General features: G+C 65.8%; 19 protein-coding genes and 1 pseudogene. 3 read left to right on the top strand and 17 right to left on the bottom strand.

What is annotated here, in order from left to right; all coding sequences use genetic code 11:
• The first annotated feature begins 126 nt into the window (after positions 1 to 126).
• Positions 127 to 1,419, top strand: a complete 1,293-nt coding sequence (gene gltA / locus ACHMWQ_RS13300; RefSeq protein ID WP_354548685.1) for a citrate synthase — start codon at positions 127 to 129, stop codon at positions 1,417 to 1,419.
• 385 nt (positions 1,420 to 1,804) lie between these two features.
• Here gltA and lpxB read toward each other — a convergent pair whose 3' ends face one another.
• The 15 genes and pseudogenes from lpxB to dnaE all read right to left on the bottom strand — a co-directional run bounded on the left by lpxB (position 1,805) and on the right by dnaE (position 20,406).
• Positions 1,805 to 2,980: a lipid-A-disaccharide synthase gene (gene lpxB / locus ACHMWQ_RS13295; protein WP_396307824.1), complete on the bottom strand. Its 1,176-nt coding sequence runs from the start codon at positions 2,978 to 2,980 to the stop codon at positions 1,805 to 1,807.
• The gene (locus tag ACHMWQ_RS13290; RefSeq protein WP_396307823.1) at positions 2,977 to 3,849 is read right to left on the bottom strand and encodes an LpxI family protein; all 873 of its coding nucleotides are present in this window, start codon (positions 3,847 to 3,849) and stop codon (positions 2,977 to 2,979) included. Before ACHMWQ_RS13290 ends, lpxB begins: the two co-directional genes overlap by 4 nt.
• A 10-nt stretch (positions 3,850 to 3,859) precedes the next feature.
• Entirely contained in the window at positions 3,860 to 4,678 is an 819-nt protein-coding gene (gene lpxA / locus ACHMWQ_RS13285; protein WP_396307822.1) for an acyl-ACP--UDP-N-acetylglucosamine O-acyltransferase, read from the bottom strand.
• A 10-nt stretch (positions 4,679 to 4,688) separates the two neighbouring features.
• On the bottom strand, positions 4,689 to 5,150 hold the full coding sequence (fabZ, locus tag ACHMWQ_RS13280; protein WP_354548678.1) for a 3-hydroxyacyl-ACP dehydratase FabZ: 462 nt from the start codon (positions 5,148 to 5,150) through the stop codon (positions 4,689 to 4,691).
• 4 nt (positions 5,151 to 5,154) lie between these two features.
• Complete coding sequence (gene lpxD, locus ACHMWQ_RS13275; protein WP_396307821.1) at positions 5,155 to 6,222, bottom strand: UDP-3-O-(3-hydroxymyristoyl)glucosamine N-acyltransferase; 1,068 nt, start codon at positions 6,220 to 6,222, stop codon at positions 5,155 to 5,157.
• Positions 6,223 to 6,291: 69 nt separating this feature from the next.
• Positions 6,292 to 8,562, bottom strand: a complete 2,271-nt coding sequence (bamA, locus tag ACHMWQ_RS13270) for an outer membrane protein assembly factor BamA (protein WP_396307820.1) — start codon at positions 8,560 to 8,562, stop codon at positions 6,292 to 6,294.
• Between the two features lie 290 nt (positions 8,563 to 8,852).
• On the bottom strand, positions 8,853 to 9,998 hold the full coding sequence (gene rseP / locus ACHMWQ_RS13265) for an RIP metalloprotease RseP (protein WP_396307819.1): 1,146 nt from the start codon (positions 9,996 to 9,998) through the stop codon (positions 8,853 to 8,855).
• A 37-nt stretch (positions 9,999 to 10,035) separates the two neighbouring features.
• Positions 10,036 to 11,265, bottom strand: coding sequence for a 1-deoxy-D-xylulose-5-phosphate reductoisomerase (gene dxr, locus ACHMWQ_RS13260; RefSeq protein ID WP_396307818.1), 1,230 nt, complete (start codon positions 11,263 to 11,265; stop codon positions 10,036 to 10,038).
• Complete coding sequence (locus ACHMWQ_RS13255; protein ID WP_396307817.1) at positions 11,259 to 12,125, bottom strand: phosphatidate cytidylyltransferase; 867 nt, start codon at positions 12,123 to 12,125, stop codon at positions 11,259 to 11,261. The genes dxr and ACHMWQ_RS13255 overlap by 7 nt, the downstream gene beginning before the upstream one ends.
• Positions 12,122 to 12,907, bottom strand: a complete 786-nt coding sequence (locus tag ACHMWQ_RS13250; protein WP_396307816.1) for an isoprenyl transferase — start codon at positions 12,905 to 12,907, stop codon at positions 12,122 to 12,124. The genes ACHMWQ_RS13255 and ACHMWQ_RS13250 overlap by 4 nt, the downstream gene beginning before the upstream one ends.
• Before the next feature lie 16 nt (positions 12,908 to 12,923).
• On the bottom strand, positions 12,924 to 13,472 hold the full coding sequence (frr, locus tag ACHMWQ_RS13245) for a ribosome recycling factor (RefSeq protein WP_354548667.1): 549 nt from the start codon (positions 13,470 to 13,472) through the stop codon (positions 12,924 to 12,926).
• 48 nt (positions 13,473 to 13,520) lie between these two features.
• Positions 13,521 to 14,243, bottom strand: a complete 723-nt coding sequence (gene pyrH, locus ACHMWQ_RS13240) for a UMP kinase (RefSeq protein WP_396307815.1) — start codon at positions 14,241 to 14,243, stop codon at positions 13,521 to 13,523.
• Positions 14,244 to 14,350: 107 nt separating this feature from the next.
• Positions 14,351 to 15,277, bottom strand: coding sequence for a translation elongation factor Ts (gene tsf, locus ACHMWQ_RS13235; protein ID WP_396307814.1), 927 nt, complete (start codon positions 15,275 to 15,277; stop codon positions 14,351 to 14,353).
• A gap of 116 nt (positions 15,278 to 15,393) precedes the next feature.
• A pseudogene (gene rpsB / locus ACHMWQ_RS13230) lies at positions 15,394 to 16,191 on the bottom strand (30S ribosomal protein S2); the annotation flags it as partial.
• Positions 16,192 to 16,944: 753 nt separating this feature from the next.
• Positions 16,945 to 20,406, bottom strand: coding sequence for a DNA polymerase III subunit alpha (gene dnaE, locus ACHMWQ_RS13225; RefSeq protein WP_396307813.1), 3,462 nt, complete (start codon positions 20,404 to 20,406; stop codon positions 16,945 to 16,947).
• A gap of 505 nt (positions 20,407 to 20,911) precedes the next feature.
• Between dnaE and ACHMWQ_RS13220 the strand changes: the two genes are divergently transcribed.
• Both ACHMWQ_RS13220 and ACHMWQ_RS13215 read left to right on the top strand, forming a co-directional pair.
• The gene (locus ACHMWQ_RS13220) at positions 20,912 to 21,502 is read left to right on the top strand and encodes a DUF1269 domain-containing protein (protein WP_396307812.1); all 591 of its coding nucleotides are present in this window, start codon (positions 20,912 to 20,914) and stop codon (positions 21,500 to 21,502) included.
• Positions 21,499 to 23,250, top strand: coding sequence for a metallophosphoesterase family protein (locus ACHMWQ_RS13215; RefSeq protein WP_396307811.1), 1,752 nt, complete (start codon positions 21,499 to 21,501; stop codon positions 23,248 to 23,250). Before ACHMWQ_RS13220 ends, ACHMWQ_RS13215 begins: the two co-directional genes overlap by 4 nt.
• 54 nt (positions 23,251 to 23,304) lie before the next feature.
• On the opposite strand, the gene ACHMWQ_RS13210 is transcribed toward ACHMWQ_RS13215, so the two are convergent.
• Both ACHMWQ_RS13210 and ACHMWQ_RS13205 read right to left on the bottom strand, forming a co-directional pair.
• Complete coding sequence (locus ACHMWQ_RS13210; RefSeq protein WP_396307810.1) at positions 23,305 to 24,360, bottom strand: AI-2E family transporter; 1,056 nt, start codon at positions 24,358 to 24,360, stop codon at positions 23,305 to 23,307.
• Between the two features lie 150 nt (positions 24,361 to 24,510).
• Positions 24,511 to 24,930: a response regulator transcription factor gene (locus tag ACHMWQ_RS13205; protein ID WP_396307809.1), complete on the bottom strand. Its 420-nt coding sequence runs from the start codon at positions 24,928 to 24,930 to the stop codon at positions 24,511 to 24,513.
• Between the last annotated feature and the right edge of the window lie 38 nt (positions 24,931 to 24,968).

The raw sequence follows: 24,968 nt of genomic DNA, 5'->3' as shown, positions 1-24,968 counted from the left end.
TGCCGCGGTGCAATAAATCGGATACCCATCGGACCGTTAATTTTCTCGGCAGCGCTGCCAGATTCACGCATGACACGCGCGCGAGCACCCGCCCGAACAAAACAATTCTTCAAGGGGGTAGGTTTCATGAGCGAAACCAAAGCGACACTCACAGTTGGTGGCGAGTCCTGGGACTTCGACGTCAAGCAAGGCACCCTTGGCCCTGACGTCATCGACATCGGCTCGCTCTATTCCAAGACCGGACGCTTTACCTACGACCCCGGTTACACGTCGACCGGTGCCTGCGACAGCAAGATCACCTTCATCGACGGCGACAAGGGCGTTCTGCTCTATCGCGGCTACCCGATCGAGCAGCTGGCCGAGAATGGCGATTTCCTCGAGACCTGCTACCTGCTGCTCTATGGCGACCTGCCGACCGCGGCGCAGAAGGCCGATTTCGATCAGCGCGTGACCTATCACACGATGGTCCACGAGCAGATGTCGCGCTTCTTCACCGGCTTCCGCCGCGACGCGCACCCGATGTCCGTCATGGTCGGCGTCGTCGGCGCGCTCTCCGCCTTCTACCACGACTCGACCGACATCTCGGACCCGCATCAGCGCATGGTGGCCTCGCTCCGCCTGATCGCCAAGATGCCGACAATCGCGGCCATGGCCTACAAGTACCATGTCGGCCAGCCCTTCGTTTATCCGCTGAACTCGCTCGACTACGCGTCGAACTTCCTGCGCATGTGCTTCGCCGTGCCGGCGGAAGAGTACAAGGTGAACCCGATCCTCGCCCGCGCGATGGACCGGATCTTCATCCTGCACGCCGATCACGAGCAGAATGCCTCGACCTCGACGGTCCGCCTCGCCGGCTCGTCGGGCGCCAATCCGTTCGCCTGCATCGCGGCCGGCATTGCCTGCCTCTGGGGCCCGGCGCATGGCGGCGCCAATGAAGCGGCGCTCAACATGCTGCAGGAAATCGGCAGCGTCGACCGCATCCCGGAATACATCGCCCGCGCCAAGGACAAGAACGATCCGTTCCGCCTGATGGGCTTTGGCCACCGCGTCTACAAGAACTACGACCCGCGCGCCAAGATCATGCAGAAGACCTGCCATGAGGTGCTCGGCGAGCTCGGCATCACCGATGATCCGATCCTTGAAGTTGCCCTCGAGCTCGAGCGCATCGCGCTGCATGACGAATATTTCGTCTCGAAGAAGCTCTATCCGAACATCGACTTCTATTCGGGCATCACGCTGAAGGCGCTGGGCTTCCCCACGACCATGTTCACCGTGCTGTTCGCGCTCGCCCGCACCGTCGGCTGGATCGCGCAGTGGAAGGAAATGGTCGAGGACCCGAGCCAGCGCATCGGCCGTCCGCGCCAGCTCTACACGGGCGCCGCCTCGCGCGACTACGTCCCGGTCTCCAAGCGCCACTAAGGCGTTGGGGTTCTGATATGCAAAAAGGGCGCCTTCGGGCGCCCTTTTTTGTTTGCTCTACGCGGCCCGTGACGGCGGCGGTCATCCCGGCCAAGGGGTTGGAAGCAAACCCCTCACCCCAGCCCTCTCCCGCGCGCGGGAGAGGGTGGCGGCCGCGCATGCGCCCTGCGGCGTGTCGCTCCGGCCCTCGTCCCATCCTCGCCGTCATCCTGGGCTTGACCCAGGATCCATTCAGCCGAGGCCTTGGGCGTCGCGGTGAATTGCCTCCGGCCACCCCTTCCCTCCAACCCGGCAGGATGGATCCCGGATCTCCGCTTCGCTCCGTCCGGGATGACGGCGAGGGTGGATTCAGGAAGAGGAAGGGCCGCGCAGGCGCAGAAACCCCCTACCCGCGAGCGGCCAGCAAGGTCAGCACCGTGTCGGCGGCGCGGTCGGAGGGCGGGACGCCGCCCGTGCTCATCAGCGCGTCGAGGCGCGCGAAGCCGTCGAGCTGGGCCTGGCGCGCGGGGCCATCGGCGATCAGCGGCTCCAGCGCCGCGACCAGCTTCTGCGGCGTGCAGTCATGCTGGATCAGCTCCGGCACGACCGGCCCGTCCAGGATGATGTTGGGCAGCGTCGCAAAGCGGCCGGTGATGAAATACTTGACCAGCCGCGCCTCCCAGCCGGGAACGCGATAGGCCGCGGCGAAGGGCACGCCGGCCAGCGCCAGCTCCAGCGTCACCGTGCCGGAGGCGGCCAGCGCCATCCGGGCCGAGCGGAACGCCGCCAGCTTGGCCTCCTCGCCGGCCACGATATGGGGCCGCACGGACCAGTCCCGTGTCATCTCGGTGACGCGGTCGACCAGACGCGGCAAGGTCGGCAGCACCAGCTTGAAATCATGCCCCCGCGCCTTCAACAGGGCCAGGGCCTCGCCAAATGGCTCGCCGAGCCGCTTCAGTTCCATGCGGCGGCTTCCCGGCAGCACGAGCAGGATCGGCGGCTCGCCATTGCGCAGAGCGAGATCGCCAGCCGTCGGCTGCAGGTCCGGGATCTCGCTCAGCAGCGGATGGCCGACATAGGTCGTCTCCGGCCCGCCCAGGCGATACATGGCCTCGGGCTCGAAGGGCAGCAGCGCCAGCACATGGTCGATCGATCCGTGCATCGCGCGGGCCCGGCCCGGCCGCCAGACCCAGACGGTCGGCGCCACATATTTCACGATCAGCAGGTTGGGCAGCCGCCGGCGCACCCGCGCCGCGACGCGGTGGGTGAAATCGGGCGCATCAACCAGGATGAGGATATCGGGCGGGTTGGCGACGATCGCCTCGACCGTCTGGCGCATCCGCTTCAGGATGGTCGGCAGCTTGCCGAGCACGGCGCTGAAGCCCATCGCCGTCAGATCGTCCATCGGATAGAGGCCGCGAAGACCCGCCGCCGTCATGCGGTGGCCGCCGACGCCGCGATAGCGCACCGGCCCCGGACGCTTCTCGGCCAGCGAGCGCATCAGCCCAGCGGCGAGGATGTCGCCCGATTCTTCGCCTGCGATGATGAAGACGTCGAGCGGCTTGCTGGCCGGCAGGGTCATTTGTCGAGTCCGATGATGAACAGGCCCTTTTCGTCCGCGATGCGCACGATGGCCTCGATTTCGGCGGCGATGACGCCGCCCGCCTCGACCGCGACGCCGGCAAGCCCGGCCTCGGCAGCAAGCTCTATGGTGCGCGGGCCGATCGACGGCAGATCAAGCCGCCGGTCCTGACTGGGCTTGGGCGCCTTGACCAGGACGCCGGCGCGGCCATGCAGCTTGATCCGGCCAATGGCGCGCAGTTCGCGGCAGCGCGCGAGCATCAGATCGGTGCCTTCCGCCGCCTCGACCGCCAGAACGTGGCGGCCGCCGACAACGACCCCCTGCCCGATATCAAACGGCCCCAGAGCGCGCACCACGTCGCGGCCGAACTCAGCGGCGGCGAGATCGTCCGCGCCCGGTTGATGCGCGCCCAGCACACCCGCCGGCACGAGGATATCCGGCGCGATTTCATGCGCGCCCACCAGCTCGAAGCCGTTTTCCTCGAAAATGCGGCCGACGGCGGAGAGAAGATGATCGTCGCCACCCCGGAACATGCCGAGCACGCGAGGCAGCAGCTTCAGCGAGCCCCAATCGACCCGGAGCTTGCGGATGCTGGGGCGCAGCACCGTGCCGACGAAGACCACTTGGCGGCAGCCATTGCGCTTGAGCACGGAAGAAAGCTTGCCGAAGGCGCCGATATGGATCCACTCATGCGGATAGCGGGCCACGGCGGCGGGCTCGGCAAAACCGTGGATCGGCAGCAGGAAGACGTTGCGCCCGGCCTTGAGCGCCGCCTCGGCGACGACGACCGGAAAGGCGCCGCCACCGCAGATGATGCCGAGCGTGCCCGGATCGGACGCGCTCGGCTGGGATCGGGCCGCTTCCGTCACGGCCAACCTCTCACGCGTCCGCGTCGTGATGTTCGGTCGCGGCCGAACGCGGCGTCGTCAGCCGGCGCTTGCCGCGATTGCGGATGAACTCGATCACATGCATGACGTTGGCATCGTCGGTATAGCGCTCGGCCACCGTCTCGATGCGCTCGGCCAGCTGGCCGGGGCCGAAGAACAGGTCGCGATAGGCGGCGCGCAGGCGCTGAATCTGCGGCCGGTCGAAGCCGCGACGCTTCAGACCGATGATGTTGAGTCCGCCCAGGCCTTCCGCGCCCTCGCGGACGGCGCCGAACGGGATCACGTCGTGCCAGATCGGACAGAGGCCGCCGATGATCGCCTGGTCGCCGACGCGCACGAACTGGTGCAACGCGCAGAGGCCGCCGAGGAAGACGTTGTTGCCGATCTCGACATGGCCGCCCAGCGTCGCACAATTGGCCATGATGACGTCGTTGCCGAGTTGGCAATCATGCGCGATATGCACGCCGGTCATCAGGAAGCAGCGATCGCCAACCTTGGTCTCGCGACGTTCGCCGACCGAGCCGATGCTGATCGTGACGTTCTCGCGGATGACGCATTTCTGGCCGATCGTCACCAGCCCCGGCTCGCCCTTGTAATGGACGGACTGCGGGTTGCCGCCGATCGAGGCGAAGGGATGGATGACCGTGCCCTCTCCGACCGTGGTCCGGGCGGTGAGCGAGACGTGGTTCTGGACCACTACGCCATCGCCGAGCACGACGTCGCGGCCGATCAGGGAGAATGCGCCGACGCGGACATCGGCGCCAAGACGGGCCCCATCCTCGATGACGGCTGTGGGATGAATGTTGCTCATGAAGCTCCGTTCACTGATCAATCAGCATGGCGCTGATCTCAGCCTCTGCGACCTTGGCGCCTGCGACGATACCCTCGCACTGGAACTTCCAGACCGCGCCGCGCGAGCGCGTCTTGCGGACGTGATATTCGAGCACGTCGCCGGGGACCACCGGCTTGCGGAACTTCGCGCCGTCGATCGTCATCAGGTAGACGACACCCGGCGGGCCCGACTTGCCGGCATTGGCGATGCAGATAGCACCGGCCGTCTGCGCCATGCCCTCGAGGATCAGGACACCCGGCATCACCGGATGCCCGGGGAAATGACCCTGAAAATGCGGCTCATTGAAGGAGACATTCTTGATGCCCCTGGCGCTCTCGTCACGGTCGATATCGACGATCCGGTCCACCATCAGGAACGGATAGCGGTGCGGCAGCAGCGCAAGGATCTTGTGGATGTCGGCCGTGGCCAGCACCTTGGCGTCTTCGGTCATGGGATTATTCCCCCTCACTGTCCTTGTTGTGCCCGGACTTGATTTCCCGCTGCGCGAGGCGGCGCATCGCCACTTCCTCGCGGTACCATTCCCGGACATTGCGCGCGGGCGCGCCGCCATAGCGGCCGCCGGCTGCCAGATCATCCTTGACGCTCGCCGTCGCCGCGACCTGCGCGCCGGAGCCGACCGTCACATGACCGAGCACGCCGACCTTGCCGCCGAGCACCACGAAATCGCCCAGCGTCGCGCTGCCGGCCAGCGCCACCTGCGAGATGATGATGCAGTGGCGGCCGACCACGACGTTGTGGCCAATCTGAACCTGGTTATCGATCTTGGTGCCCTCGCCGATCACCGTGTCGCGATTCGCGCCGCGGTCGATCGTCGTGTTGGCGCCGACCTCGACGTCGTCCTGGATGACGACGCGGCCGATCTGCGGGACCTTGGCATGGCCCTTGGCGCTCATCTGGTAGCCGAAGCCATCCTGGCCGACGCGTACGCCCGGATGCAGGATAACCCTGTTGCCGATCAAGGCATTGGTGACGGTTGTTCCAGCGGCGATCGAACAATCGCGGCCGATGCGCACGCCGGCGCCGATCACCGCGCCGGGGCCGATCACCGTATTGGAGCCGATCTCGACATCCGCGCCGATGACGGCGGCGGGCTCGATCGTCACGCCGGATTCAAGGCGGGCCTTTGGATGGACATGCGCCGCCGGCGAAATGCCCTCGCCATAGACGATCGCAGGCCGGAGCGAGGTTGGATAGAGCTTGGTCTGGACCGCGACATAAGCCTCGTAGGGCTTGGCGGTCTCCAGCGCGGCGACGCCAGCCGGCACGGCGGCGGCGTGCTTCGGCGAGCAGAAGCAGGCGGCTGCCTGGGTTGCCGCCAGCAGCGGCGTATAACGGGGATTGTCGATGAAGGTCAGGTCCGACGAACGGGCCTGATCCAGCGGGGCGACACCCAGGACCTGCCGGCTTCCATCAATGCCGTTGGCGATCCGCGCGCCCGTGAGGGCAACGATGTCATCGAGCGTGATCGGGCCTGACGGAACGAAGAAGACGGGATCTGTCATGCCGCGAAGGTCCACAAATAGAAAGGCCGCCGGCTCACCCGGCGGCCTATCAGATTTCTATAGAGGCTATCAGAACTGGGTGCCAGCGCTGAAGCGGAAGACCTGCGTCTTGTCGTAGTCGGCCTTGGTGAGAGCCTCCGCGAAGTCTGCGCGCAGCAGACCGAACGGCGAGTTCCAGATGACCGAGGCACCGACCGACGAACGGATCGTCGAGTCGTCCTGGAGGTAGGTGCCGGCCGGCAGCCCTTCGAGATCCGAGCCCCAGAGCGAGCCGGCATCGGCGAACACGGCGCCGCGCAGACCGAACTCTTCCGGGAACAACGGCAGCGGGAACTGCGCTTCGGCCGTCACGTTCCAGTAGTTCTTGCCACCGATCGGGTAGTCGTCGTCGACGCCCTGAACACGGCCGCCGTAACCGAAGGATTCGAAGCCACGGATCGTCTCGCCGCCACGGAAGAAGTTGTCGAGAACAGACACGTCCTTGCCGAGGCCGGTGATGTTGCCGGCGCCGCCCTTGACGAAACCGATGACGCCGCTGTCGGGCCACAGTTCCTTGTAGTAGCGCGCATCGATGATGCTACGCATGAACTGGCCGTCGCCACCGACACCGGCAAAGTCCTGGGCGAAGCGCAGGAACACGCCGTCATGCGGATCCTGCAGATTGTCGATCGTCGAGTAGGTCAGCTGATAACCGACCGACGAGTTGATCCACGAACCCTGCGGGTAAAGGATCGGCAGCAGGCCGTTCGGGCCATTCGGCGGCGGATTGCCGGGCTGAAGCGGGCCGTCACCGTTATACGAGCTGCCGTACGACGTGACGTCGCGCTGCACCAGCTTGTAGTTGAACTGGACGTTGAAGTCGTCGGTGATCGGCAGGCCGAGACGCACCGTGCCACCCCAGCTGTCCATGTTGTACGGACGGAAATCCGTATCCTTGGCCTGGTTGTAGAACACGTCGAAGCCGAGCGACATGCGACGACCGAGGAAGTAGGGCTCGGTGAACGAGAGGTTCGCCGTGCGATCGTCGACGCCGCCGCCAACCGAGACCTTCAGGTACTGGCCACGGCCGAGGAAGTTCTTCTCGGTCATCGAGACGGAAGCGATGAAGCCGCCGCCCTGATCGGTGGTGTAGCCACCGCCGACCTGGAACGAACCGGTCGACTGGTCCTCGACCTGCACGTCGATGACAACCTTGTCGGGCGTGCTGCCCGGCTGGGTCGTGACCGAGACGGTCTTGAAGTAGCCAAGATTCTTGAGGCGACGCTCGGCCTTGTCGATGATGACGCGGTTGTACGCATCGCCTTCGGACAGGTCGAACTCGCGACGGATGACATAGTCACGCGTCCGGGTGTTGCCGCGCACATTGATGCGCTCGACATAGAGACGCGGACCCTCATCGATCAGATAGGTCAGATCGATGGTGTGGTTTTCGTAGTTGCGGTCGCCGCGCGGACGGATCTGCGCGAAGGAGTAACCCTTGCGGGCGACAGCCGTGTTCAGGTCTTCGGTCGTGCGCTCGATCAGCGTCGCGTTGAAGACGCGGCCTTCACGGGTGCGGACCAGGCCCTTGAGATTGGCGGCGTCCACTTCCGGGATCGACGAGTCGACGTTGACGGTACCGAAACGGTAGCGCGGACCTTCATCAACGGTGATCACGAGACGATAGCGGTTGGCCGCCTCGTCGAAATTCGCCTCGGCCGAAACGATGCGGAAATCGGCAAAGCCGTTGCGCATGTAAAGGCGGCGGATGAGTTCCTGGTCGGACTGGAAGCGAGATTCATCGAAGGTGTCGCGCTTCGACAGCCAGCTGGTGATGTTCGTCCGCTTGGTCGTCATCGTGTCGCGAAGACGGCTGTTGGAGAACGCCTTGTTGCCGACGAAGTCGATGCTGGCGATGCCCGTGCGCGTGCCTTCGTTGATCACGAAGGTGACGTCGATGCGGCCATTGTCGCGCGGCGTCGTCTGGACCGTGACGCCGGCCTCGGAACGACCGTTGCGGCGATACGCTTCCTTGATGCGCTCCACGTCGCCATCGAGCTTCTCCTGGGTCAACACCCCACGAGATTTCGTCTCGATGATCGGCTGCAGCATGTCCTTCTTGAGCTTCTTGTTGCCCTGGAAGCGCACGGTGCCGACGACGTTGTTTTCCTTGACGCTGACAACCAGGTTGTTGCCCTGACGCGAAATCTTCACGTCGGAGAACAGGCCGGTGCCGTAAAGCGCCTTGACGGACTCGTTGATCTCGGCCGCGCCGAAGTTACGGCCCGGTTCGATCGTCAAGTAATTGCGGACGGTTTCCGGATCGACGCGCGAGTTGCCCTGCACGACGATGTTACGCACTACGTCAGCGTGGGCTTGCGTTGCCCCAATGACGGACATCTGCGCGGCAAGCGCCGGCACGGCCACTGTCATGACCGCGGCACGGGCCGCTCCCCGCGTGAAAGTCTTGAAGGAATTCATTGGGTTCAAACGCCCTGCTCTATTCTGACTTCCCAGATCGAGCCCCGAGACGGGATTCGTACCGGACCGATCAACTGCAGCTTTGTGGCATGCGCCCGTACCGATCGCAAGCCGAGCCCCATAGTGGCACGACGGAATTTAACCGTCCGTTGCCAACGGGCCACGCTCCCTCAAAGAGAGCTCAAGTGGATGATATCGTTCCAGGTTGTGAAGATCATCAGCATGAGCACGGCGGCGAGGCCAATGCGGAAGCCGATGTCCTGGGCCCGTTCGCTCAGCGGGCGACCGCGGATGATCTCGAAGAGATAGAAGAGCAGATGGCCGCCATCGAGCATCGGCACCGGGAAAAGATTGAGCAGGCCGATCGATACCGACAGGATTGCTGCCAGATTGATGAGCGCCACCACGCCGAGCGTCGCAACCTGTCCGGAGACCTGGGCGACCCGAATCGGTCCGCCCAGCTCCTCGGTCGACTCGCGGCCGGTGAAGATGCCGCCGATATAGTCGAAGGTGCGCTCGACGATGAACCAGGTTTCCTTGGCGCCCTGCCAGACCGCCTGGGGCGGCGAGAAGCGCTCGAGCTTGACGTCGCCGCCGGTCGCGCTGCGGGAAAGACCGAGCTGGCCAATCTTGTGGACATTGCCGAAACGGTCGGTGACTTCGCGGCGCTGCGGCGTCGCCGAGAGCGTGACTTCGCTGCCTGCGCGCTCGACGCGAATCGAAAGCGGCTGGTCGGCGCTGGCGCTGACGATCCGCTGCAGGTCGTTGAAGGACGAGATCGGGCTGCCATCGATCGACAGCACAAGATCGCCAACCTGGAAGCCGGCCGCCTCGGCGGCGCCTCCCGCGACGATCTGGTCGACCCGGGCGCTCGTCACCTCGCGACCATAGATCGTGAAGATGCCGGCGAAGATCAGGATGGCGAGGATAAAATTGGCAATCGGGCCGGCCGCGACGATGGCCGCGCGCTGCCAGACATTCTTGGCGAAGAAGGTGTCCTTGCGGTCTTCCTCGGGCATGGCGTCGATGGCCGTGCGGCTCGGCGTGCTGGCCGCGTCCTCGTCGCCGAGGAACTTGACGTAGCCACCCAGCGGAATGGCCGAGATCTTCCAGCGCGTGCCGCGGCGATCGTTGAAGCCGATCAGCTCGGGGCCGAAGCCGATGGAAAAGGCCTTGACCCGCACGCCGCACCAGCGGGCGACCAGGAAGTGGCCCAGCTCATGGAAGAACACCACGATGGTCAAAACGAAGAGGAACGGAATCAGGTAGCCGAGCGTGCTCGATCCGAAATGTCCCAGAGGGGCCAGAAAATCCATTCCTCACATCACCTTTCCGCTTTCGCGTGCAGCGCCGTCAGCTGGCGCGCCGTCCTCGGAATTCAATTCGCTCGGCGGCCAGGCGCCGCCCTTCGCCGTCCAGCGCCAGCACCGCCTCGACGGTATCCAGAACCGTGCCGCCGACCGTCGCGGTCGCTCGTTCGAGCACGGCCTCGACGGTCGCCGCGATCTCCAGGAACTCGATGGTTCCATCCAGAAACGCCGCGACGGCCACCTCATTGGCAGCATTCAGAATATTGGTGGCCCAATCGCCGTTTTCCAGCGCGGTTCGCGCGATCGAGAGCGCTGGAAAGCGCTCCAAATCCGGCTTTTCAAAGGTTAGGGTGCCCAGCGCCGCCAGATCCAGCCGCGGCGTCGCGGTTTCGGCACGGCGCGGCCAGTTCAGGCAATGCGAGATTGGAATGCGCATGTCGGCGGCGCCGAGCTGCGCGATGACCGATCCGTCGGCATAGGTGACGAAGCCATGCACGACCGACTGCGGGTGCACCAGCACGTCGAGCCGGGCGGATTCGATATCGAACAGATGGTGCGCCTCGATCAGTTCGAGGCCCTTGTTCATCATCGTCGCCGAATCGATCGAGATCTTCGGCCCCATCGCCCAGCGCGGATGCTTCAGCGCCTGGGCGGGGGTGGCGCGACGCATCTCGTCCAGCGTGGCGGTGCGAAACGGGCCGCCCGAGGCGGTAATGGTGATCCGCTCGACAGCGCGAAGGTTGTTGGCTTCCAGCGACTGGAAGATGGCGTCATGCTCGGAATCGACCGGCAGCACGCGCACCGAGGCCGCCGCTGCGCGACGGTTGAACAGCGCGCCGGCGCAGACCATGCATTCCTTGTTGGCGAGCGCGATATCCGCGCCGGCATCGATGGCCGCGAGCGTCGGCTCCAGCCCGGCCGCGCCGACAATCGCGGCGACCACGAGATCGACCGGACGCGACGCTGCCTCGACGATCGCCGCCGGGCCGGCGTCAACGGCGATTCCCGTGCCGGCCAGCCGCTCGCGCAGGCTCTCAAGACGCGTGACATCGCCGATGACGGCGAGCCGCGCGCCAAGCTGGATCGCCATCTCGGCCAGTTCGTCGACCCGGCTCTGGGCCGTCACGACCTCGACGTCGAAGGCATCCCGATGCTGAAGAACAACGTCGGCGGTGCTGCGCCCGATCGAGCCGGTGGCGCCCAGGATCGACAGGGTGCGGCGGGCCTTGTCGGCACGCGTCCGCCCCGCCGGCAAGGCAGGGCTTCTCACCATGAAAGCAGCCCCTGGCCGATATGGTGGTTGCCGCCGTGCAGGGCGCCGATCAGCGCGGCGCCGATGGCGGCGAAGATCAGGCCATCGACCCGATCCATCATGCCGCCATGGCCGGGGATGATGCAGCCGGAATCCTTCTTGTCGAAATGCCGCTTGATCGCGGATTCGAACAGGTCGCCCGCCTGGGAGACGATGGAGAGCAGCGCCAGGACCAGCACCAGCACCGGACCGACCCGGACGCCGAACAGCATCGCCGTCAAGGCCGCGAGCAGTACGCCGCCGACGAGGCCGCCAATCGAGCCGGACCAGGTCTTCTTCGGCGAAACGCGGGGCCAGAGCTTCGGCCCGCCAATCGTGCGGCCGGCGAAATAGGCGAAGCTGTCCGTGCCCCAGACCAGCACCAGCAGCACGACCACGGCGGTGAGGCCATCGGCGCCATCGCTGCGCAGCGCCGCGAGGCAGACGCCCAGCAGGCCAGCATAGGCGACGCCGCCGGCAAGCCAGGCCGAACGCGACAGCAGCGCGACGCCGACAATGCCGGCGATGAGCACGGCGAGGCCGGCGCCGAAGCCCTGCAACCCGGCGACGATCGCCGAGAGCGCGACAAAGGCGATGCCGACCGAAACGTCGGTCGTCGAGGGAAGCAACCGCGGCGAGCGGCCGACAATGTTCGCCCATTCGGCGAAGACGATCGCGGAGACGAGGGCCACCAGCAGGAAGGACGGCAGGCCGCCCCACCAGGTCACCACCAAAGCGAGCGGAATCAGCACAGCGGCCGACCACACCCGAAGCGTCAGATCGCTTCGACGGGGCTTGCCGTCGTCATTCGCGGGCACGCCCACGGGATGCTGGGATTTCAACCGCTCCTCCGGGCGGCAATCCCGCCAAAGCGCCGCGCACGACGCGAATATTCCTCGACCGCCTGCAGATAGGCCGCGCGGTCGAAATCAGGCCAATAGGCCGGCAGGAAGACGAGTTCGGCATAAGCCGCCTGCCAGAGCAGGAAATTGGACAGCCGCATTTCGCCGCTGGTGCGGATCACCAGGTCGGGATCGGGCATGTCGGCCGTATCGAGACGGGAGCGGATGGTGTTTTCGTCGATCGCGTCCGGCGTCAGCCGACCGTTGGCGACATCCTCGGCCAGGCGGCGCACGGCGCGGGTGATCTCGTCGCGCGCGCCATAGTTGAAGGCGATGACCAGGCGAAGGCCGGTGTTGTCGCGGGTCAACTTCTCGGCCTGCTCAAGCAGCGAGCGGATATCGGCCGACAAGCGGACGCGATCCCCAATGACGGTGACGCGTACGCCGTTGCGATGCAGATTGGCCAGGTCGCGCTGGATGAACAGGCGCAGCAGGCCGAACAGGAACTGGATTTCCAGCGGCGGCCGCGACCAGTTCTCCGACGAGAAGCTGAACAGCGTCAGATAGGAAACGCCGAGCTCGCGCGACGTTTCGACGGCGGCGCGAACCGCCTCCATTCCACGCCGGTGCCCTTCGGTGCGGGTAAGGCCCCGCCCCTGTGCCCAGCGGCCATTGCCATCCATGATGATGGCGACATGGCGCGGAATGCTCAGCGGCGAAACCGCTGCGTCAGAGGGTTTCGCCAGAAGCTCGGCGCCCGAATCGTCGGCATTCGAGTTCATGGCTAATCCGCCCTGGTCAGACCTGAGTGATCTCCGCTTCCTTCGCCGCGAGGACCGCGTCGATCTCGGCGATGGTGTCGTCGGTGAGCTTCTGGACCTTGTCCGACATCTTGCGGCTGTCGTCCTCGCTCATGCTGCCGTCCTTCTCCGCCTTCTTCAGGCCGTCAATGCCGTCGCGACGGACATGGCGAACCGAAATGCGGGCCGACTCGGCATATTTGTGCGCGACCTTGACGAATTCCATGCGGCGCTCGGTGTTGAGCTCCGGGATCGGAATGCGGAAGACCTGGCCTTCGACGACCGGGTTGAGCCCGAGGCTCGACTCGCGGATCGCCTTCTCGACGGCGGATGCGGTGGCGCGGTCCCAGACCTGGACCATGATCAGCCGCGGCTCCGGCACGCTGATCGTCGCGAGCTGCGTGATCGGCATATGCGAGCCATAGGCATTGACCATGATCGGGTCGAGCATTCCCGACGAGGCGCGGCCGGTGCGAAGGCCTGCGAGTTCTGTCCTCAGGACCGAGATGGCGCCGTCCATGCGGCGTTTCAGGTCGTCCAAGTTCATGGCATCCTCTTTATACTTGGTGCGCGTCGGAGATTACCGAGGCGCGCATCACTCGTCAGCGACAATCGTCGCGCGGCCTTGGCCACGCAGGATGTCGACGAACGCGTTGGGTTCCTGGATCGAAAATACGACAAGCGGAATGCCGTTGTCACGGGCCAGCGCCACAGCGGCCGTATCCATGACCTGCAGCCCGCGCGCCAGCACTTCGGCGTGGGTAATGCGCTCGAAACGGACGGCGTTCGGGTCCTTGCGCGGATCGGCGGAATAGATGCCGTCCACCTGTGTGCCCTTGAACAGGGCGTCGCAGCCCATCTCGGCCGCGCGCAGCGCCGCGCCCGAATCCGTCGTGAAGAACGGGTTGCCGGTGCCGCCGGCGAACAGCACGACCTTGGAGCGCTTCAGCGCCCGCTCGGCGCGCTGCTGGCTGAACGTTTCGCAGATGGTGGGCATCGGCACGGCCGAGAAGACGCGCGAGGAGATGCCGCGGCGCTCCAGCGCCTCATGCATGCCGATCGCATTCATCACCGTGGCGAGCATGCCCATATGGTCGCCGGCGACGCGGTTGCCGCCCGCCTTGGCGATCGTCATGCCGCGGAAGATGTTGCCACCGCCGACGACGAGGCCGACTTCGACGCCCAGTTCCACTGCCTGGCCGACTTCCCCCGCGATCCGGTCGATGACTTTCTCATCGATACCGAAGGGTTGATCACCGAGAAGCGCTTCGCCAGAGACCTTGAGGAGGACACGTCGAAAACGGACCGACTCCGCCATGCTTGCTTCCTCTTCGCTTTATGAAAGGCGCCTTCGGATACACGAAGGGCGCCGGGATGTCATCCGGCGCCCTGTCTTTTCTCGCAAAGGAACGGATGTTCCCCGAATTATTTGGTGCCCGCTGCGGCGGCCACTTCGGCCGCGAAATCGGACTCTTCCTTCTCGACGCCTTCGCCGAGGCGGAAGGAGACGAAGGTGGTGAGTTCGATCGGCGCGCCGACATCCGCCTCGGCAGCCTTCAGCGCCTTCTCGACGGTCAGGTCCGGGTTGATCACGAAAGCCTGCGAGAGAAGGACGACTTCCTCGTAGAACTTGCGGACGCGACCCTCGACCATCTTTTCGATGATGGCTTCCGGCTTGCCGGATTCACGCGCCTGCTCGGCATAGACCGAACGCTCGCGCGCGACGACGTCGGCATCGAGATCTTCGCTGCGGACCGAAAGCGGGTTGGTGGCGGCGATGTGCATCGCAACCTGGCGGCCGAGGGCAACCAGCTTGTCCTTGTCGCCCGTCGACTGCAGGCCGACGAGAACGCCGATCTTGCCGAGGTTCGGCGCGACGGCCGAGTGGACATAGGTTGCCACGACGCCATCGGTCACCGAAACGGCGGCCGAACGGCGCAGGTTCATGTGCTCGCCGATCGTCGCAACCGCGGTGGTGATCGCGTCTTCGACGGTCTTGTCGGAGCCCGGGAAGTTCGATGCGGCAACCGCTGCGACCGAGCCGTCGGTGGCGAGAGCGGCCTGGGCCACGTTCTGCACGACCTGCTGGAACTCGGCGTTGCGCGCCACGAAGTCGGTCTCGGAGTTGACTTCGACGACAACGGCGGTCGTGCCCGACGCCGCGACGCCGACGAGGCCTTCCGCTGCGACGCGGCCGGCCTTCTTGGCAGCCTTGGCGAGACCCTTGGTCCGCAGCCAGTCGATCGAAGCCTCGACGTCGCCGCCGTTCTCGATCAGCGCCGCCTTGCAATCCATCATGCCTGCGCCGGTCTTCTCGCGCAGGTCCTTCACCATCGAAGCGGAAATGGTCATCGTCTGCCTCGTTTTCTCGTGTTTCTAACGAACAGCCGGGCAAAAGCGCCCGGCTGCGTTTGTCCTCAGTTCCAACACCACGCAGAGATGCGTGACGGCGGGATGACTTAGGCGGCGGGAGCGGCCGGAACTTCCTCGGCCTGAGCTTCCTCAGCCGGAACTTCCTCGGCCAGCGCCTCTTCGTAGACTTCGTCCTGGGCGCCGAGATCGACGCCGGCATGGCCCGAAGCGCGCATGATGCCGTCGAGCGCTGCACGGGCGACGAGGTCGCCATAGAGCGTCAGGGCGCGGCCGGCGTCGTCATTGCCGGGGATCGGGTAGGTGATGCCATCGGGATCGGAGTTCGAATCGATGATCGCCGCGACCGGGATGTTCAGACGACGGGCTTCCTGGATCGCCAGGGCTTCCTTGTTCGTGTCGATGACGAACAGGAGGTCCGGAATACCGCCCATGTCCTTGATGCCGCCGAGCGCGTTCTCGAGCTTGTCGCGCTCGCGCGACAGCGTCAGACGCTCCTTCTTCGTCAGGCCCTGCACGTCCGACGAGAGCAGCTCGTCGAGGTGGCGCAGGCGCTGGATCGAATGCGAGATCGTCTTCCAGTTGGTCAGCATGCCGCCGAGCCAACGCGAATTGACATAGTACTGAGCGCAACGCTTGGCAGCCGAAGCGACCGGCTCGGAAGCCTGGCGCTTGGTGCCGACGAAGAGCACGCGGCCGCCGCCGGCGACGGTGTCGCTGACAGCCTGGAGGGCGCGGTGCAGCATCGGCACGGTCTGGGCCAGGTCGATGATGTGGATGTTGTTGCGCACGCCATAGAGGTGCGGTGCCATCTTCGGGTTCCAGCGGTGCTTCTGGTGACCGAAGTGGACGCCAGCTTCAAGCAACTGACGCATAGAGAAATCCGGAAGAGCCATGGCCCTATCTCCTTGTTTACCGGTTCAGCCTCCGTGGGGAAAGCCGCGATTGCGACACCGGTGGGTTCCGTCGGACGATGCAAAGATCGCCGCCGGAGCCCGAGCCCCACGTGTGGAATGCGCGCCTTATAGGCGGCGAAAGGCCAGAGTGCAAGCGTTTCGCCGCGGCGCACCGACACTAGATGGGGATCGCAGGGCGGATTGGCGAGGCTTGGAAGCCGGTGGCTCTTCGCAGCGCGGGTTTTAAAGCAAGCCCCTCACCCCAACCCTCTCCCGCGCGCGGGAGAGGGAGCCGACGGGGCCCAGTCTCGGCGTCGAAACCCCGCCGGCCGAAACGCCCTCGCCCGCTGGCGTGAGAGGAGCCGGCGGAGCCCGGTCTCGGCGTCCAGACCCCACCGGCCGAAAAGCCCTCTCCCGCTTGCGGGAGAGGGTTGGGTGAGGGTTTGCTGGCTTTTCGCCCCGAGCCGCCTGCAAGCCGCGGCATGCAATGGCCCGTCGCCCCGGCGGAGGCCGGGGCCCATAAATACCGGCTGGGCACGTGTTAGCGAGCGCTCTCTGAACAAGGCGGGAGGGTATGGATCCCGGCCTTCGCCGGGATGACGACGGAGCGAAACGACGTCCTGCGTTTCGACCGACGCAACTCCTCACCTCTCCCTTGGTAAGAGAGCTGAAGAACGCACCTCCATCCGTCCACCCGTACCAAGCCGTAGACGACGGGCGCGTTGCCCCCGCCGGCTCAGACGAGCGCCCTCCCTATACCAGCTCGACCTGCACGACGCCGCTCACGGCTCGGAGCGCGCCGGCGATCTGGGGGGAGAGCAGGTAGCGGCCGGGGAGTTGCACCTCGACCTCGCGCTGGCCCTTGTCGAGCATCAGCACCAGGCTGACGTCGCCCTCGCCCTTGCCGCGGGAGAGATGGCGCTCGATGCTCTTCAAAGGCTCCTCGCCGCGCATGAAGATGCGGAGCTGCTTCAGGCCGGTGGTCATCTGGTCGAGCGGCTTGACCGTGACGATCCGGACGCTGATGCCTTCCGGGCGATCCTCGGCCGCGACCTGGACGATCACGGACTGGCCCGGCTCCAGCTTGTCGCGATACTCGTTCAGCGCCTCGGAGAACAGGATCGCCTCGAACTGGCCGGTCGGGTCGGAAAACTGGACGATGCCCATCTTGTTGCCGGACTTGGTCCGCCGCTCCTGCCGCGTCGTGACCGTGCCGGCCAGGCGCCCGGCGGCAGAGCCAAGGCGCACGGCCTCGGAGAATTCGGCCCAGGTCTGGACGCGCATCCGCTTCAGGATCGGCGCATATTCATCGAGCGGATGGGCACTCAGATAGAAGCCGACGACGGCATGCTCGCGCTGCAACCGTTCGGACGGCATCCACGGGTCGACGAAGGGCAAGGTCAGCGCCTCGCCCTGCCCGCCCCCGCCGAACAGCTCGTCCTGGCCGATCGCCTGCCCTTCGACCACGCGGCTGCCGATGGCCATGATCCGCTCGACGCCCGCCATGACGCGGGCGCGGTCCGGGGTGAAGCCATCCAGCGCGCCGGCGCAGATCAGGCTCTCCAGCGTGCGCTTGTTGAGCACGCGCGGATTGATGCGGGCGGCGAAATCGGCGAGATCGCGGAACGGACGGCTGCCACGGCTCTCGACCAGATGCTCGACCGCCTGGCTGCCGACGCCCTTGATGGCGGCGAGCGAATAGATGATGCGGCCGTCCTCGACGTCGAACACGGCGCCGGAGCGATTGACCGAAGGCAGGTCGACGGTGAAGCCGAGGCGCATCGCCTCGCGGCGGAAATCGTTCAGCTTCTCGGTATTGCCCATGTCCAGCGTCATCGACGCGGCCAGGAACTCGACCGGGTAGTTCGCCTTCAGATAGGCCGTCTGGTAGGCGACGAGCGCATAGGCCGCCGCGTGGCTCTTGTTGAAGCCGTAATCGGCGAACTTCGCCAGCATGTCGAAGATGGTGTTGGCATGGTCCTTGGTCAGGCCCTGCTTGACGGCGCCGACGACGAAACGGTCGCGCTGGGCGTCCATCTCCGCCTTGATCTTCTTGCCCATGGCGCGGCGCAGCATGTCGGCTTCGCCGAGCGAATAGCCGGACAGGATCTGCGCGATCTGCATCACCTGTTCCTGGTAGATGACGACGCCGTGCGTCTCCTTTAGCACGACCTCGATCAGCGGATGGTAATAGTCCGGCTTCTCCTCGCCATGCTTGCGCGCATTGTAGGTCGGGATGTTGTCCATCGGACCCGGGCGATAGAGCGCCACCAGCGCGATGATGTCCTCGAACCGGTCCGGCCGCATGCCCATCAGGGCCTTGCGCATGCCCTGACTTTCCAGCTGGAACACGCCGACCGTCTCGCCGCGCGCCAGCATCTCGTAGGAAGGCTTGTCGTCGAGCGGAATGGCGGCGAGATCGACGGTGATGCCGCGCTTGGCGATCAGCTTCACCGCCGTGTCGAGCACCGTCAGCGTCTTCAGGCCGAGGAAGTCGAACTTCACCAGCCCGGCGCTCTCGACCCACTTCATGTTGAACTGGGTGACGGGCATGGTCGAGCGCGGATCGCGGTAGAGCGGTACGAGCGCGTCGAGGCGCCGATCGCCGATCACGATGCCGGCGGCGTGCGTCGAGGCGTGGCGATAGAGCCCTTCGAGCTTCTGCGCCATGGCGAGCAATTGCGCGACGGCCGGATCCTCGTCGCGCGCCTCACGCAACCTTGATTCATCGATCAGCGCCTGCGCCAGCGACACCGGATTGGCCGGATTCTGCGGCACCATCTTGCAGAGGCGATCGACCTGGCCATAGGGCATCTGCAGCACGCGGCCGACGTCGCGCAGCACGGCGCGCGCCTGCAGCGTTCCGAAGGTGATGATCTGCGCCACCTGGGCGGCGCCGTATTTCTGCTGGACGTAGTCGATGACCTCGCCGCGCCGGTCCTGGCAGAAGTCGATGTCGAAGTCCGGCATCGAGACGCGTTCGGGGTTGAGGAAGCGCTCGAACAGCAGCGCGAAGCGCATCGGGTCGAGATCGGTGATGGTGAGCGACCAGGCGACGAGCGAGCCGGCGCCCGAACCACGGCCCGGCCCGACCGGAATTCCCTGCAGCTTCGCCCATTGAATGAAGTCGGCCACGATCAGGAAGTAGCCGGGGAACTTCATCTTCTCGATGACGGAAAGCTCGAATTCGAGCCGGTCCCAATACTCCTTGTCGGTCAGTCCGGGCGCGAGACCGTGAAAGGCGAGGCGCTTCTCGAGGCCGGTCCGGGCCAGGTCGCGCAGCGCCTGGACCTCGGCCAGCTCGGCGGCCTCCGGCTCCGCATCGGCGCCGGCGAAGCGCGGCAGGATCGGCTTGCGCTTCATCGGCCGGTAGGAACAGCGCAGCGCGATCTCGACGGAATTGTCGGTCGCCTCGGGAAGGTCGGCGAACAGCGCCACCATCTCGGCGCGCGACTTGAAATAATGCTCCGGCGTCAGCCGCCGCCGCTTCTCGTCCGCCACCACCGAACCCTCGGCGATCGCGACCAGCGCGTCATGCGCCTCATAGTCGTCGCGCTTCGGGAAGAAGGCCTCGTTGGTGGCCACCAGCGGCAGGCCATAACGATAGGCGAGATCGATCAGCTCCGGCTCGGCGCGCTGCTGCTCGATCGCCTGGTGGCGCTGCAATTCGACATAGAGCCGGTCGCCGAGCAGGCCGGCCATGCGCTCGACCCGCCTTTCGGCGAAGGCGCCCTGCCCGATGCGGATCGCCTGGTCGAGCGGCCCGGCGCCGCCGCCGGTCAGCACGATCAGACCCTCATGGGTTTCTTCCAGATCGCCGAACTTGATATGCGGCTTGTCGCCGGGGTCCGTCTCCATGAAGGCGCGCGAGACGAGGCGGACGAGATTCCAGTACCCCGCCTCGTTCGAGGCGATCATGACCAGATCGGAGAGGTTCTTCTGGCCCGGGACCGGGCGACGCGACGGTTCGAACCCGTCGTCGAAATGGACCGCCACCTGGCAGCCGATGATCGGCTGAATGCCGGCCTCGACCGCCCTCTCGGAGAATTCCAGCGCGCCAAACAGATTGCCGGTATCGGTCAGGCCAAGCGCCGGCATCTTGTCCGCCGCCGCCAGCTTGATCAGCGATTTGAGCGGCAGCGCGCCTTCCAGCAGCGAATAGGCGGAGTGGACGCGGAGATGAACAAATCCGACGTCGCGAGCAATAAGACTCATCAGGCGATCCTCTTCCGCCTGATTTACGTCCAGAGCGCCGCGCCTGTCCATCACGCCGGCGCCTTTCCCCCGCTGAGGCGGCTCAGACGACGTGGACGAGCAGATCCGACCAGAGGCTCACCATCGCGATGAACAGCATCAGGGCACCCAGGGCGGCAACGTCGCGGATATAGGCGGTCATGGCTATCTCCTTATCGGACTGTCGATATCTCATATGTTCACGTTTTGTTCTAGTCGTCAAGTCTTTCCGTCTGGACGGCATTTTTGCCGCCTGTCGGCAGGCAGGAATGGCGGTTCGGGCGGCGGCCGCGCGGCACGCCGAAGACGGCTGTGCATCAACCGGTCTTTCGGGACAGGAAGCCGCGCGGCGGGACGGGGCGCGCTCGCAATCCTGCGCCGTCGCGCTATGGTAGCGTTGCTGTGCCATTGCATGTTCGCGGCGGCCGTATGCCGACCGCCAACCGGCCAACAGTTCAAGATCGTTCCGAACGATGGAGTTTTCCCAATGAGCGACCTCGTCTTTATCGCCTTCCCGTCCGAGCAGAAGGCCGAGGAAGTGCGCGACCGCGTCCTCGAGATGCAGAAGGAATATCTGATCGAGCTCGGCGACGCGGTGGTCGCAGTGCGCGACGCCAATGGCCGCATCAAGCTCAACCAGCTGGTGAACACCACGGCGACCGGCGCCGTCTCCGGCGCCTTCTGGGGCACGCTCATCGGCTTCATCTTCCTGATGCCGCTAGTCGGCACGGCGATCGGCGCCGCTTCCGGCGCGCTCGGCGGCAAGCTCACCGATGTCGGCATCAACGACGAGTTCATGAAGGACGCGGCGCAGTCGCTGGCGCCGGGCAATGCCGGCCTGTTCCTGCTGATCCGCAAGATGACCACCGACAAGGTCCTGGCGGACCTGCGCGGCGTCGGCGGCACGGTGATGCGCACCTCGCTCACCGACGAGCAGGAAAAGGCGCTGCGCGAGGCGCTGGCCGATCATGCGGCCGCACCGGCCGAGACCACCGCCCCCGCCGACACGACCGCCCCCCGCCGGCGGCACCACGAGCTAGCCGGATTGATGTCGCCCTTGCCCGTGTGCCGCCGATGAATCCGATTGTCGATCCCCGCAAGGGCGACATTGAAGACGACGCCTCCAGCACGAAGCAGCGCTCGCTGTTTTCGATCGCCGGATCGCTTCTGGCCGAGATCAGCCCGCTCAAGCTGATCCTCGCCTGGACCCTGCTGATGGGTCTGCCCGGGCTTGCGCTCGGGCTCGCCCCCTTCTTCCTGTCGATCTGGATCAGCAAAGTGTCACGCCAGGCGGCGGAGCTGTTTACGGGCCTGGTGCCCATCCTGCTGCTGGCGATCCTTGGCCTGGTCGCCTGGTATGGCGGCCGGCCGCTGTTCCGCATGATCGAGAGCAGCTTCTGGTCGCTGAACTCAATCGCGGTGCAGCCGGCCTATGCGCTTTGCCGCGAAACGCTGCGCCATCTGATCGAGCACCGGCTGCTGCGCCGCATCGATGCCAAGCCCGCGACGATCGCCCGGGCGCGCGCCATGACGGCGGCGATCGCCGGCCTCACCGTGTGCGTGCTCGCCATCGGCGTCGCGGCGCTCATCTGGCCGGCGACGCACTGGACCGGGACGCTGGCCGATCTCAGCGCGCCGCGCCGCGTGGTGGGGATCGCGCTTGCCAATGGCACGGTGCTGCTCTGCGCCTATCTCGCCATCGCGGCGCTCGTCTGGGGCATCGCCGACGCCACCATGGCGCAGCCGCGCGGCTTCACCGGCTTCCGCCCGGCGCCCGACGATGCGCCGCGCTGGCGGGTCGCCCATCTCTCCGACATTCACTGCGTGGGCGAGCGCTACGGCTTCCGCATCGAGAGCGGCCGGGTCGGCCCGCGCGGCAACGACAAGTTCAAAGCGACGCTGGAGCGGCTGCGCGCCGTGCATGCGGCAAGGCCGCTCGACGCGATCCTGATCACCGGCGACATGACCGATGCCGGCATCTCGACAGAATGGGCCGAATTCTTCGACGCGCTGGAGCCGTTCCCGGACCTCGTACCGCTGGTCACGATCTTGCCCGGCAATCACGACGTCAACGTCGTCGACCGCAACAACCCTGCCCGGATGGACCTGCCGACGAGCCCGAACAAGCGGCTACGGCAGTTGCGCACGCTCTCGGCGATGGAAGCCTTGCAGGGCGACCGTTACCGGCTGGTCGACCGCGAACACAACCGGCTCGGCGAGACGTTTCGCGAGGCGATGGAGCGCCAGCGCGGCTCGATCGAGACCTTCGCCGACCGCGCCTCGCGCCGGGCCTGGCGGCCGGTGTCGGATATCTGGCAGACGTCCTTCCCGATGGTCCAGCCGCCCTCGCGCCCGGACGGGCTCGGCATCATCGTGCTGAACTCGAATGCCGAGACGCATTTCTCCTTCACCAACGCGCTCGGCATGGTGTCGCTGGAGCAAGCGCGGGCGATGGATGCGGTCAAGGCCGACTATCCGCAGGCGTCCTGGCTGGTCGCCCTGCACCATCACGTCGTCGAGTATCCGCAGCCCGCCAATGCGCTCTCGGAGCGGATCGGCACGGCGCTGATCAATGGCAGCTGGTTCGTGCGGCGGCTCCAGCGTTTTGCCGGCCGGGTCGTCATCCTGCATGGCCATCGCCATGTCGACTGGATCGGCGAGAGCGGCGGCATGCCAATCCTTTCGGCCCCCTCACCGGTGATGGAGGGGACCAACGCCAAGGGGAGCTATTTCTACGTCCACACCCTGCATGTCGACGGCAAGGGCCTGGCGCTGGCAAGGCCGGAACGCATCCTGGTCGCCGCGCCCGAGCCGGAAACGACTTGAGCGCTGACGGGACGCTAACGGGGCGTTACCAGAACGGACGCTGTTAACCTCGCCTCAGCCGGCTTCCGGATCGGCCGGCGGGGAGCCGAGGATGTCGGCGATCCAGCGGCTCGAATCGTGGTGGGCGCAGATGGTGACGATGGCGATGACGATCGGCACGCCGATGAAGGCGCCGGCGATGCCCCACAGGAACGTGCCGAAGAACACGGCGAACAGCACCATGACCGGCGAGAGCGACAGCGACTTGCCGGCGATCCGCGGCTCCAGATAGCTGCCGACCAGGAACTGGATCAGGTTCAGGAAGACGAAGATCAGGATCGCCGCCTGCCAGGTCTCGAACTGCGCGATGGCGAACAGGGTCGGCAGCACGGTGGCGAAAAGCGGCCCGATCACCGGGATGTAGTTGAGCGCAAAGGCGATCACGCCCCACTCGGCCGAGAGGCTGAGGCCGGCGCTGTAGGTCAAGCCCCAGACCAGAACGCCGGTCATGATGCTCATCAGCGTGCGCACCAGCATGTAGCGGCGCAGCTTGGCGCCGGTCTCGCCGCTGCCGACCAGGAAGGCGTAGCCGAGGCTGCCGGGCTTGAAGCGGCGCAGCTTGCGGCCGATATCGCCGACTTCCAGCAGGCCAAGCATGACGTAGATCAGCACCACCAGCGAGAAAGTCAGCGTGCTGTTGAGGCGGCCCGTGACCTGCTGGACGATGCGCAGGATCCAGCTGACGTTGAAATGCTGTTCCCAGAGGCCGGAAACGGCGATGCCATGGCCCTCGAGCCAGGCCGCGAGTTCGTTGTACATCGTCTGGAAGCGCGCCGTGTCGCTCAGCACATAGATGCCGACCCGGTTGAGGCTCCAGCCCAGCAGCAGCGTGAAGATCCCCATCACGACGATGGTGCCGACCAAGCATACCAGCAGCGCCACGAGTTGCGGCAGGCGAGCCTGGAGGGCGCGCTGCAGGGGCCAGACCATGGCGATGATCAGCAGCGCGAAGGAGATGGGCGCAAAGACATTGCTGGCCCAATACATCGCCGCCACGATCAGGATCACCGCGCAAAGGCCGATCATGGCCGGTACCGGGCTGCGTCCCGCATTGCTCGTCGAATCGTTCATGGAAGGCCCTGGCTACGTCCTGTTCGCGCTGTCGCTCCGAGCGTCGTAGCACGCGCGTCCTGATTCGACTGCGCAATCCCTGCGCGAAGCCTATGCCAGGTGCGTGACGAAAGCCTTGCGGAACGTTACGGTGGGGTAGGTTCGGCTGCCTCAGGCGGGTGCGCCGGGACCGGCTGGGGGAAGGCTGCCCGCCAGCGCTTCGCGGATCCTGTCGAGCAGGGCCGGGCCCAGCAAGGGCTTCTCGACCAGCGCAACGCCGGCCGCTTCGGCCTGGCGTGCCAATGCCGGCGAGGGGTTGGTGACCGTCAGGATCGCCGGCATCGGGCAATCGCGCCGGCGCATCGACTGGATCAGCTCAAGCCCGCTCATGCCCTTCAGCCGATAATCGACGACGACGCAGGCGTCGGGCCGGCATTCCCCCACCTTCAGAAACGCCTCTGCATCGGCGAAGGTGTCGACCTGAAAGCCTTCGATCCCCAAGGCGAACCGCAGGGAACGCCGGACGGCGCCATCGCCGTCGACGACGAAGACCACAGGCGGTCGCGGTTCGGAATGTGCAGAAGCGGCCATGGATCTCGGGTTCGCGCGGAAAGCCTAAACCCTGCCCG

It is taken from the genome of Kaistia sp. UC242_56, assembly GCF_044452255.1.
GTDB classification, from domain to species: domain Bacteria; phylum Pseudomonadota; class Alphaproteobacteria; order Rhizobiales; family Kaistiaceae; genus Kaistia; species Kaistia defluvii_A.
This window is presented reverse-complemented; position numbering and strand designations above follow the sequence as displayed.

Excerpts from the sequence above, each read along its gene's own strand:
- gltA (WP_354548685.1), top strand. The coding sequence starts at position 127 with ATGAGCGAAACCAAAGCGACACTCACAGTTGGTGGCGAGTCCTGGGAC.
- lpxB (WP_396307824.1), bottom strand. The coding sequence starts at position 2,980 with ATGACCCTGCCGGCCAGCAAGCCGCTCGACGTCTTCATCATCGCAGGC.
- lpxA (WP_396307822.1), bottom strand. The coding sequence starts at position 4,678 with ATGAGCAACATTCATCCCACAGCCGTCATCGAGGATGGGGCCCGTCTT.
- fabZ (WP_354548678.1), bottom strand. The coding sequence starts at position 5,150 with ATGACCGAAGACGCCAAGGTGCTGGCCACGGCCGACATCCACAAGATC.
- lpxD (WP_396307821.1), bottom strand. The coding sequence starts at position 6,222 with ATGACAGATCCCGTCTTCTTCGTTCCGTCAGGCCCGATCACGCTCGAT.
- rseP (WP_396307819.1), bottom strand. The coding sequence starts at position 9,998 with ATGGATTTTCTGGCCCCTCTGGGACATTTCGGATCGAGCACGCTCGGC.
- dxr (WP_396307818.1), bottom strand. The coding sequence starts at position 11,265 with ATGGTGAGAAGCCCTGCCTTGCCGGCGGGGCGGACGCGTGCCGACAAG.
- ACHMWQ_RS13250 (WP_396307816.1), bottom strand. The coding sequence starts at position 12,907 with ATGAACTCGAATGCCGACGATTCGGGCGCCGAGCTTCTGGCGAAACCC.
- frr (WP_354548667.1), bottom strand. The coding sequence starts at position 13,472 with ATGAACTTGGACGACCTGAAACGCCGCATGGACGGCGCCATCTCGGTC.
- pyrH (WP_396307815.1), bottom strand. The coding sequence starts at position 14,243 with ATGGCGGAGTCGGTCCGTTTTCGACGTGTCCTCCTCAAGGTCTCTGGC.
- tsf (WP_396307814.1), bottom strand. The coding sequence starts at position 15,277 with ATGACCATTTCCGCTTCGATGGTGAAGGACCTGCGCGAGAAGACCGGC.
- dnaE (WP_396307813.1), bottom strand. The coding sequence starts at position 20,406 with ATGAGTCTTATTGCTCGCGACGTCGGATTTGTTCATCTCCGCGTCCAC.
- ACHMWQ_RS13220 (WP_396307812.1), top strand. The coding sequence starts at position 20,912 with ATGAGCGACCTCGTCTTTATCGCCTTCCCGTCCGAGCAGAAGGCCGAG.
- ACHMWQ_RS13215 (WP_396307811.1), top strand. The coding sequence starts at position 21,499 with ATGAATCCGATTGTCGATCCCCGCAAGGGCGACATTGAAGACGACGCC.
- ACHMWQ_RS13210 (WP_396307810.1), bottom strand. The coding sequence starts at position 24,360 with ATGAACGATTCGACGAGCAATGCGGGACGCAGCCCGGTACCGGCCATG.
- ACHMWQ_RS13205 (WP_396307809.1), bottom strand. The coding sequence starts at position 24,930 with ATGGCCGCTTCTGCACATTCCGAACCGCGACCGCCTGTGGTCTTCGTC.